The organism is Diaphorobacter ruginosibacter (assembly GCF_040396215.1).
Classification (GTDB): Bacteria; Pseudomonadota; Gammaproteobacteria; order Burkholderiales; family Burkholderiaceae_C; genus Diaphorobacter_A; species Diaphorobacter_A ruginosibacter_A.
The window spans coordinates 1-10066 of record NZ_JBEBOW010000134.1 but is presented as its reverse complement, the minus strand read 5'-3'; the positions used below and the strand labels follow the sequence as shown (position 1 = coordinate 10066).

The 10066-nt window shown below is 60.1% G+C and carries 7 protein-coding genes and 1 riboswitch; of the genes, 4 read left to right on the top strand and 3 right to left on the bottom strand.

The window, feature by feature from the left end; genetic code table 11:
• Positions 1-461 precede the first annotated feature (461 nt).
• The 3 genes from ABWP92_RS14465 to ABWP92_RS14455 form a co-directional block, all read right to left on the bottom strand.
• Positions 462-2231 (bottom strand): glycosyltransferase family protein, encoded by a 1770-nt coding sequence (locus ABWP92_RS14465; protein ID WP_353236099.1) that lies wholly within the window; start codon positions 2229-2231, stop codon positions 462-464.
• Positions 2231-3856, bottom strand: coding sequence for a peptide chain release factor 3 (locus tag ABWP92_RS14460; protein ID WP_353236098.1), 1626 nt, complete (start codon positions 3854-3856; stop codon positions 2231-2233). Before ABWP92_RS14460 ends, ABWP92_RS14465 begins: the two co-directional genes overlap by 1 nt.
• A 146-nt stretch (positions 3857-4002) precedes the next feature.
• A complete protein-coding gene (locus ABWP92_RS14455; RefSeq protein WP_353236097.1) occupies positions 4003-5067 on the bottom strand; it encodes an acyltransferase family protein in 1065 nt (354 codons plus the stop codon).
• 137 nt (positions 5068-5204) lie between these two features.
• Positions 5205-5287: riboswitch (S-adenosyl-L-homocysteine riboswitch) on the top strand.
• 77 nt (positions 5288-5364) lie between these two features.
• Here ABWP92_RS14455 and ahcY point away from each other — a divergent pair.
• The 4 genes from ahcY (at position 5365) to ABWP92_RS14435 (ending at position 10052) form a co-directional block, all read left to right on the top strand.
• Entirely contained in the window at positions 5365-6783 is a 1419-nt protein-coding gene (gene ahcY, locus ABWP92_RS14450; protein ID WP_353236096.1) for an adenosylhomocysteinase, read from the top strand.
• Positions 6784-6942: 159 nt separating this feature from the next.
• Complete coding sequence (locus tag ABWP92_RS14445) at positions 6943-7941, top strand: TlyA family RNA methyltransferase (protein WP_353236095.1); 999 nt, start codon at positions 6943-6945, stop codon at positions 7939-7941.
• A 2-nt stretch (positions 7942-7943) separates the two neighbouring features.
• A complete protein-coding gene (gene metF / locus ABWP92_RS14440; protein WP_353236094.1) occupies positions 7944-8786 on the top strand; it encodes a methylenetetrahydrofolate reductase [NAD(P)H] in 843 nt (280 codons plus the stop codon).
• 342 nt (positions 8787-9128) lie between these two features.
• Positions 9129-10052 (top strand): septal ring lytic transglycosylase RlpA family protein, encoded by a 924-nt coding sequence (locus ABWP92_RS14435; RefSeq protein WP_353236093.1) that lies wholly within the window; start codon positions 9129-9131, stop codon positions 10050-10052.
• The last annotated feature ends 14 nt before the right edge of the window (positions 10053-10066 follow it).

The window sequence follows — 10066 nt, the reverse complement described above, 5'->3', positions numbered from 1 at the left end:
TGCCTGACGAGTGATTCGGATTCGTAACTTCCAAAAGCACTCCTAAACTATCTTGCCCAAGAACTCCTGGCCAGAAAATAACCAGCCATAAAGCGTAGGCACTGATTAGTATTAGCAGAAATGCAAAGAAAGAACGCTTCGATGTTGTGGAAGTGTCTGTTGGCGAATTGTTCTGCATTTTTTTGAAAATCTAATCGAGCAATTGCGATGTACAAACCTGGTAATACATGAGCTTACATCGATCCCCTATACTGCCTGTTGTGCGCGCCAGACTGGATGACCATGTGCATTCAGAGGCCATTGGATGATCTCTGTTTTTAACTATTTTCATCACGATGTTCACTCATGGAATCTATCCGGACGTGTATTTTTCAGTGGGGCAGTTTTTACTGTTGTTGGCCTTTTCTCGAAGCAGGTTGATTGGAAGTTTATGGGTGATTTGTATTTTCAGGATGAATTTATTATTTTTCGGATATTTTGAGGAAGTACTTTCCAGGGGTTCCCTCCAGCAGTCTTGCGCTTTGCAGGCGTATTTGAGAACCGCGACTGCATTGTAGCGATAGTTCTATTTTTTCACCTGCGCTTGGGCTGGATATACTTGCCATTCCCCAATTGAAATCCTGCCCATCTCGCAGAGATTTAATGTGAATCTCGCTCCATCTTTTGGAGTTCAGCCTATCGGTAAGACTAAGCCATGCTTTGGTGCATTCACCTTTCAATTTCAAAATTTTCAAATTGAAAAGCGTATATCCATCGATGACAGGAAAATTATCAGTCCATGTCATTTTGAAGATATCATCTGTCAGGGGAGCAAGTGAGACGAAAGGGTCTGCGCCGAGGCCGGTGAATTTCACTTTATCGGGGCTTGACTCTATCAAAAGCGAAAGAGGTACGCTTTCTGTATCAAACATTGTCGGCTGCGAGTAGCGCTGATGCCAGGCGCCCATGGCCGCAGAAGCTGCCAACAGTATGAGCGTAGTGGTCAAGGCGTACCATCGACGACGTTGCTGCAGGATGAGCCCAAATCCGATGCCGGCGAGCAGCATGAGCTCAACGTCCAGTGCTCCAACGGAGTAACGCTGGTTGTAAAGTACGGGGATGTGCACTGCCAACATATAGACAACCACTGCGCTGACCAATAGCACTATTGGTTGTTTTCGACCAAACCAGGCTCCAGCGAGCCCCATGACGATCAGCAGAATTCGCCAGATACGCTCGAAATAAGTGCGGAGATGGCTTTTGCTGAAAAATAGAATGCTTCCAGCTTTCTCAAAGTATAGTTTGGCGGTATCGAGAAATAGGCGATCGGTGAGAATCGTATTGACGACACTCTTGAGACGTTCATCACCTTTGAGCGTCAGTTGGTCGGTATCTTTTGTGATGAAGCCTTGATCGTGAATTAGGCCGAAGTATGGCGGCTCTTGACCATGAGTGGGTGATAGGTTGCCAAAGTATAATGCGGCTCCCGCACCTGCAGCAATGACCGGTTTTCCAAACTCATTCGCATTGCGAGCCACATATGCGCCAATGCATGCCAACGCAATGCAATGAATGAGTGCAATGCGCAGCCATGGAATATGACGGCCTGCGATGCTCGGAAGCAGATATGCAGCAATACTGAATAGCGATATCGCTGGAATCCAGTACATCAAAGTTGCTCGTGTGAGCGTGAGTGCTGTCAGAGCAAAACCTGCAATAGCGACAGCAACTGCCAGTCCTGTGCCAGCCGTTTTCCTGTCCAGGCACCAAGCGGTAGACCAAAGCCAAAGCGTGGTGAGAAAAAAGGTGAGCCCTTCCACCTGAGGCAATATGCTCAAATTGACAAATAAGGGCGATAGAGCCATAAGCCATGCCGTAGTACCTGCAGCGATATTGCCGGCGACGCGTTGGCTGATGCGAAATGCCAGCACCACTGTCCCGAGTGCCAAAGCAAGATTCAGCATCTTAATGACAGTGATATCCGCTCCCGCTAGCGCCATATAGACAGAGATGCCCGGCGCGGCTCTGAGAGATGTTTCCGAATGCCAGAACGCGTGTGCATTCTCCAGAATTTGTCTGGCAAAGGGAAGGTAGTTATATTTTGTGTCGAACGGGATGTCGTTGTTGGTCAACGTGCGAACACTTCGTGCCGCAAACACGATGAGAGGTAGCAGCAACCCCCAGAACACAGTAGGCCACGAGAAATTTTCCGGTTCATCAGATGGCATGGTGGGGGATGCTACTGTGGTCATTAACTCGCCTGCAACGCCAGTCCCGCATGCTCGCGCAGCGGATGGAAATGGATCTTCGGAAACCGTTCTTGCGCCAGCCTGACGTCATAGGGGCTGGTGCACAGATAGGCCAGGGTGTCGGCGGCGTCGCGGGCCATGCGCAGGGGGTAGGCGTTTTCGAATTCGCGCAGTTCCGCGGGGGTGTCGGCAGTGATCCAGCGCGCTCCGGTGTACTGGCAGCCTTCGAGCCGGATGTCGCAGTCGTATTCGGTATTGAGGCGGTGCTGCACCACTTCGAACTGCAGTTGGCCGACGGCGCCCAGCAGCATGTTGCCGCCGGCCTCGGGCTTGAATACCTGGATCGCGCCTTCCTCGCCCAATTGCATCAGGCCCTGCTGCAATTGCTTGGTGCGCAGCGGGTTCTTGAGCACCACGGTCATGAACATTTCCGGCGCGAAGAAGGGCAGGCCGGTGAATTGCAGGTTCGGGCCGTCGGTGATGGTGTCGCCCAGTTGGACGCCGCCGTGGATGGTGAAGCCGATGATGTCGCCCGCGTAGGCTTCTTCCACGGCTTCGCGGCGCTGGCTCATGAAGGTGACGACAGATGTGGGGCGCAGTTCCTTGCCGGTGCGCTGCACCTTCATCTTCATTCCGTTGGAGTACCGTCCCGAGGCCACGCGCACGAAGGCGATACGGTCGCGGTGGTTGGCGTCCATGTTGGCCTGGACCTTGAAGACCACGCCGGAGAAGCCTTGGTCTTCCGGGTGGATGATCTTCTCGACGGGCTGCTTGTTGACCAGCAGCGTGCTTTTGCGCGGGCCGGGCGGCGGTGACATGTCGACGACGGCGTCGAGCACCTCCATCACGCCGAAATTGTTCACGCCCGAGCCGAAGAATACGGGCGTGAGCTTGCCTGCGAGGAAAGCCTCATGGTCCCATTCGGCGGATGCGCCGACGGCGAGTTCCATGCTTTCGAGCGCGTCATCGAAGGACTTGCCGAAGCGCTCGCGCAGCTTGTCTGTTTCGGTGAGTGCAATGGTTTCGAAATCCTGCGGGCGCTTTTCGCTGCCGGGGGAGAACACGGTCATGCTCTGCGTGCGCAGGTTGATGATGCCGCCGAAGCTCTTGCCCTGGCCGACCGGCCAGGTGATGGGGCAGCAGGGCATGCCGAGTTCGCGCTCCACTTCGTCGAGGATGTCGAGCGGGTCGCGTACTTCGCGGTCCATCTTGTTGACGAAGGTGATGATGGGCGTGTCGCGCTGGCGGCAGACTTCGATCAGGCGGCGGGTCTGTGCTTCCACGCCGTTGGCGGCGTCGATGACCATGAGCGCCGAGTCCACGGCGGTGAGCACGCGGTAGGTGTCTTCCGAGAAGTCTTTGTGGCCGGGCGTGTCCAGCAGGTTGATGACGTGGTCGCGGTAGCTCATCTGCATCACGGAGGATGCAACGGAGATGCCGCGCTGCTTTTCGATTTCCATCCAGTCGGATGTGGCGTGGCGGCTTGCCTTGCGGCCCTTCACGGCGCCGGCGATCTGGATGGCGCCCGAGAACAGCAGCAGCTTTTCCGTCAGCGTGGTTTTACCGGCGTCGGGGTGGGAAATGATGGCAAAGGTACGGCGGCGCCGGGTTTCGGGGGCGTAGGTCAAGGGAAATCCAGGGAAGTCAGTCGGAGCGCGCGGATCGCCGAGGCCCGGCGTCGCGGAAAATGCCGCCATTTTATCCAGAGTGGCCTCGCAGCAGCCTCCTTGTGCGGAGGGCGGTCTTTGCCGATGCGGCGTCCGGGCGGCGCGTTTTACCGTGCGTCGGGTTGGCCCAGGCGGCTCGCGGGCTGTTTTCTGGCGAACAGGCGCTTGTAGCGCAGGGCGCGCGACTCGATCAGCATCCACGAGGCGTATCCCGCCGCGATGGACAGCGCGATGGTGAGCGCCAGGCTGAGCCAGAAATTCAGATGCGGAAACACCGCGATGACGGATTGCGCGATCGGGAAGCCGTACAGGTAGATGCCGAACGACGGGTCGCCAAGCCGCGTGAACCAGCTGTCGCGCGCGGGCAGATTGCCGATGTGGACGATCAGGACGGGAAGCAGGAAAAAGCGCGCCGTGGCGGTCAGGGGCGTGAAGAAGTACACGATGAGCAGAAGCGGCACGGCGAACGTCATGATGCGCCGCGCGTTCCGCTGGAACCAGTCGTTGTGCAATGCCAGCCACGAGCCTGCGATGAAGAAGGCGGGGTATTCGATCCAGTGCCTGATCTGGCCGGTGAAATCGTAGTTGGCGAAAACCAGGAATCCGGCGATATAGGCAAGAGCCAGGGCGTTGACCAGCAGCGGGATGCGCAATACGCCCAGCACGCCCAGCGCTCCGAGAACGAGGTAGCACATGAACTCCATGGGGATGGTCCAGTACACGCCATTCATGACCAGCGGGACGGGCTGGTCCAGAAAGACGCCGGGCAGCGCGTTGTAGTCGATCACCAGTGTGAGATTGGAGAGAAAGAACCGCCGTGTCTGCGGCGACTGGAGGAATTCGCCCGTGGGAAGCGCGGTGAAGATCAGCCCGAAGACGAAGACGCATATCGACACCGACCCCAGCATTCCGGGCCAGATGCGCACAAAGCGCTTCCATAGATAGGGGAAGAAACGGGGCTCCCGGCACCAGCTTTGCGTCACCAGATAGCCGCTGATGCACAGGAACGCCATCACGCTCACGCCGCCCATGAACGCCCAGTTGAGCCAGCGGTTTTCCAGCCAGAACGGCCCCTGTGTGCCGGTCAGGGAAAAATGATGGGAGATGATGACGCCCAGCGCGGCGAGCATCCGGATCTTGTCGAACTGATTCTGGTGATTGATGACTTTCATGGCTCAGTCGACTGTGGATGCGCCCGCGCGGGGATCGTGAACATGTTGCTGCGGAAAATCCGCCAATCCTAACGCGGCGCAGGCATGGACCGGCGGGGCGGGCACGGTTGGCGGGCCGCAATCCCTTATAATCGGCGTTTTCCGAGGAGCGTTGCAGCGTCCCCCAAGCGAGCGGGGCGTGAGGCTCGGATCAGCACTTTGGCAACGACGCTCACCCACGCTTTCTGTGCGGTGAGACGCAATTTTCTTGCTCCCCCAGAACGTGGTTTTTGCAAATTCTCGTACGGAGAGAAAACCATGGACACCAAGACTCAAGACCGCGCCATTGCGGACATTTCGCTGGCCGACTGGGGCCGCAAGGAAATCCGGATCGCCGAAACCGAAATGCCCGGACTGATGGCCATTCGCGAGGAATTCGCCAAGTCCCAGCCATTGAAGGGCGCGCGCATCACCGGTTCGCTGCACATGACCATCCAGACGGCCGTGCTGATCGAAACACTGAAGGCTCTGGGCGCCGACGTGCGCTGGGCTTCGTGCAATATTTTCTCGACCCAGGATCACGCCGCCGCCGCCATCGCGGCGACCGGCACGCCGGTGTTCGCCATCAAGGGCGAATCGCTGGCGGACTATTGGGACTACACCCACAGGATCTTCGAGTTCGGCCCGGCCGACACCGAGGGCGAAGGCCCGAACATGATCCTGGATGATGGCGGCGACGCGACCATGCTGATGCATCTGGGCAAGAAGGCCGAGAAGGATCTGTCGGTGCTGGCCAATCCCACGAGCGAGGAAGAGCGCGTGGTGTTCGCCGCGATCAAGGCCAGGCTCGCCGAGGACGCCAACTGGTACAGCCGCAAGAGCGCCCGGATCATCGGCGTGACCGAGGAAACCACCACCGGCGTGCACCGCCTCAACGAGATGTCCGCCAAGGGCACGCTGCTGTTCCGCGCGATCAACGTGAACGACTCGGTGACCAAGTCCAAGTTCGACAACCTGTACGGCTGCCGCGAGTCGCTGGTGGACGGCATCAAGCGTGCGACCGACGTGATGATCGCGGGCAAGGTGGCCTGTGTGGCGGGCTACGGCGACGTGGGCAAGGGCTCCGCGCAGGCGCTGCGCGCGCTGTCCGCGCAAGTGTGGGTGACCGAGATCGACCCGATCAACGCCCTGCAGGCCGCCATGGAGGGCTACAAGGTCGTGACCATGGAGTACGCGGCCGACAAGGCCGACATCTTCGTGACCACCACCGGCAACAAGGACATCATCCGCCATGAGCACATGGTGGCGATGAAGGATCAGGCCATCGTCTGCAACATCGGCCACTTCGACAATGAAATCGACGTCGCCTCGATCGAGAAGTACCAGTGGGAAGAAGTGAAGCCGCAGGTCGACCAGATCACCTTCCCCGATGGCAAGAAGATCACGCTGCTGGCCAAGGGCCGACTGGTGAACCTGGGCTGCGCGACGGGCCACCCGAGCTTCGTGATGTCCTCTTCGTTCGCCAACCAGACGATCGCCCAGATCGAACTGTTCACCAAGCCGGATGCGTATGAAGCGGGCAAGGTGTATGTGCTGCCGAAAATCCTCGACGAGAAGGTCGCTCGCCTGCACCTGAAGAAGGTGGGCGCGATGCTGACCGAGCTGACCGATTCGCAGGCGGCATACATCGGCGTGAAGAAGGAAGGCCCTTACAAGCCCGACACCTACCGTTATTGATGCACGGGCCGGGGTCGCCGCCAGCCGGCGTGCCCGTCATGCGGTTGTCGCGGGGCCTTGGCTTGGGTGCTGCCCTGGCCGCCGCCGCGCTCGCGGCAGTCTGGCGGGCGAGGGCCGCGGCAGCCACGACAGCCACCGATCCGAAGTTTGGGAGGCGCCATGCGCGCAGATGTTTTCCTGGTTGAAAAAGGCCATGCCGCCACGCGTTCGCAGGCCCAGCGCCTGATCGCCGCGGGCGTGCAGTGGCGGCTGGCTTCCGGCCTGCCGTGGCAGAAGGTTGCCAAGAATGGCGACGATATTCCCGAGATGGCCGAGGTGCAGCTGCTCGATGCGGCGGAGGCCCGGTTCATTTCGCGCGGCGGGCTCAAGCTCGAAGGCGCGCTGGCCGCCACGGGTTTCAAGGTCGCGGGCCTGCGCTGTCTCGATGTGGGGCAGAGCACGGGCGGCTTCACCGACTGCATGCTGCAGCAGGGCGCCGCGCAGGTGATCGGCGTGGATGTGGGGCATGCCCAATTGCATGAGCGGCTGCGCAATGATCCCCGCGTGGTGTGCGTGGAGGGGTTGAACGCGCGCGCGATGACTCCCGAGTCGCTGCGCGATGCGTGCGACGAGGCGCTCAGCGAGGTTGTCGAGGAAGAGGAAGACAACGAAACGCAGCCCGTCGCGCCCTACGCATGGATGCGCAATGGCGGCATGGTCGATGATGAGTACGACGATAGCGACGACGCCAAGGAGCAGGACATCGAAGCCTTCAAGGCCGAGCGCGCCGCCAGGGCCAGGGCGAAGTCCGACGGCTCCCTGCCGGTGGAGCGCAAACGGCGCAAGGGCATGGAGAACGTCGACATCACGCCGCTGTTCGACTTCATTGCCGGTGACGTGTCGTTCATCTCGCTCACGCTGATTCTTCCCGCGCTCGTGCCTTTGATGAAGGCGGATGGCAGGCTGCTCATGCTGGTCAAGCCGCAGTTCGAGCTGCAGCCCGGGCAGGTCGGCAAGGGCGGCATCGTGCGCGATCCGGCGTTGTATGCCGAGGTGGAGCGGCGCATCCGCGAGTGCTGCGCATCTGTGGGCCTGACGATCGGGCAATGGCTGGATTCCCCCATTGAGGGTGGAGACGGTAACCGCGAGTTTTTCATTTTTGCCAGGAGAGGGACGTGACGATGAGCGCGACCACCAACGAGTTCCCCGTCAGCTTCGAGTTCTTTCCGCCGAAGACGCCCGAGGGCGCGCAGAAGCTGCGCGGAGTGCGCGCACAGCTGTATGAGCGCAGGCCCGAGTTCTGCTCGGTGACCTATGGCGCGGGCGGCTCCACGCAGGAGGGAACCTTCGGCACGGTCAAGGAAATTCTCCGCGAGGGCGTGGATGCAGCATCGCATTTCTCTTGCATCGGCGCGACGCGCGAGAGCGTGCGCGCGCAGCTCATGCAGCTCAAGGAGATGGGCGTGCGCCGTCTCGTCGCGCTTCGCGGCGATCTGCCCAGCGGCTACGGCATCGGCGGTGAATTCCAGTTTGCGAGCGATCTGGTGGCATTCATCCGCGAGGCGACGGGCGACTACTTTCATATCGAAGTGGCCGCTTACCCCGAAGTGCACCCGCAGGCGCGTTCCGCCGAGGCTGACCTGAAGGCCTATGCCACCAAGGTCAAGGCGGGAGCGAACTCGGCCATCACGCAGTATTTCTTCAATGCCGACGCCTATTTCCGCTTCGTGGACGACGCGCGCCGGCTTGGCGCCGATGTGCCGGTGGTGCCGGGCATCATGCCGATCATGGGAGCTTCGCAGCTCATGCGTTTCTCGGATGCCTGCGGCGCGGAGATCCCGCGCTGGATCCGCCTGCGGCTGCAGGGCTATGGCGACGATGTGGAAAGCATTCGCGCCTTCGGCCTCGATGTGGTCACCGCGATGTGCGAGCAATTGCGCAAGGGCGGTGCGCCAAGCCTGCATTTCTATACTATGAACCAAAGTGCAGTGACTCTTGAAATCTGCAAACGCATTGGCATTTGACGCGCGCGAACCGTAGTTCGCTGCCTTGACGCAAACAGCAAGCCGACAGCAGTCGGCTTTTTTGTTTCTATGACTGACAATTACTTGCGAAATTCACGCCTTGCAATCAATGCAAATGAGGAGCAAGAATCGCCTCAACCCGTAACAGGAATCCTCTGAAAGCTGACGGAGCAGCCGCTGTTTTCAGGGGGGGAACAGGGCCGGGGGAACTTCGGGCGACGCGAGGGGCTCGATTCAGGGATGCACGTAAAGTTAGATCATGCGCAAAGACTCATCGTATGCTTTCGGGTAATGGCACCTACCGAACTCTTTTGCCTGTTCCGCCATTTCCGGGCGATGTGAATGAATAGCGCCCTCTGGAAAAGACTCCGGCCGAGCATTGCGGCACCCCTCTCCATCGGCTCCGGCAGGATTCTCAAGGCTGCCGGCTGCCTTGTCATGGGCATGGCGCTTGGCGGATGCTCCGTCCAACCCTTGCAGGATGAGGATGGCGCGGCGTCGGCCAGCGACACTCCGGTGTCGGTCACCTTGCGCCCGCATTGGCCCGGTCCGCTGACAAGCCTTGACTCCGCGGCGATCGGCGTCAACAGGAGCCGGGTGACGCCCTATCCGGGCGAGCCGGAGACCGGGGAGGGCGTGACAGCCTACGGCGCCGGCCTGAGGCCGCCGGCGGATGCGTCCGCCGACAGGAGCGGGGACGACGACGATGAGGATGAGGACGATTTGTCCATGCCGGGCACCCTGGTCGACAAAGGGATGGCCTCCTGGTATGGCGGGCAATTCCACGGACGGCTGACGGCGAGCGGTGAGCGCTTCGACCGTGGCGAGTTGACGGCCGCGCACCGCTCCCTGCCGTTTGGCTCCCGTGTCTGCGTGCGCAATGTGTCCACCGGCAAAATCGTGATGGTGCGCATCAATGACCGCGGGCCTTTCGTGTCGGGGCGGGTGATCGACCTGAGCCAGGCGGCGGCGCGCGAACTGGGCATCCAGGGACTGGGGATCAAGCCGGTCGAGCTATGGAAGCTGGAGTCGCAAAACGACAACTGTCCGGATGAGCTGCTGTCGGCGGCGGGCAGCGCATCCCCGGGTTCGGTGGAGGTGCCGTCGGACGCCGTCAGGAACGTGAGCGCCAAACCTGCGGCGCAAGCGCGCAAGCCGTCGTCCGGCAAGAAACCGGCAAGTCGGCCGACGGCCGCGGGCAAGTCCGGAAAGACGGGCAAGAAGAGTCCGGCGCAGCCGAAAACCAGGGGCTCGAAGTCCTCCTGATCTCAGAACGTGTT

Excerpts from the sequence above, each read along its gene's own strand:
- ABWP92_RS14465 (WP_353236099.1), bottom strand. The coding sequence starts at position 2,231 with ATGACCACAGTAGCATCCCCCACCATGCCATCTGATGAACCGGAAAAT.
- ABWP92_RS14455 (WP_353236097.1), bottom strand. The coding sequence starts at position 5,067 with ATGAAAGTCATCAATCACCAGAATCAGTTCGACAAGATCCGGATGCTC.
- ahcY (WP_353236096.1), top strand. The coding sequence starts at position 5,365 with ATGGACACCAAGACTCAAGACCGCGCCATTGCGGACATTTCGCTGGCC.
- ABWP92_RS14445 (WP_353236095.1), top strand. The coding sequence starts at position 6,943 with ATGCGCGCAGATGTTTTCCTGGTTGAAAAAGGCCATGCCGCCACGCGT.
- metF (WP_353236094.1), top strand. The coding sequence starts at position 7,944 with ATGAGCGCGACCACCAACGAGTTCCCCGTCAGCTTCGAGTTCTTTCCG.
- ABWP92_RS14435 (WP_353236093.1), top strand. The coding sequence starts at position 9,129 with ATGAATAGCGCCCTCTGGAAAAGACTCCGGCCGAGCATTGCGGCACCC.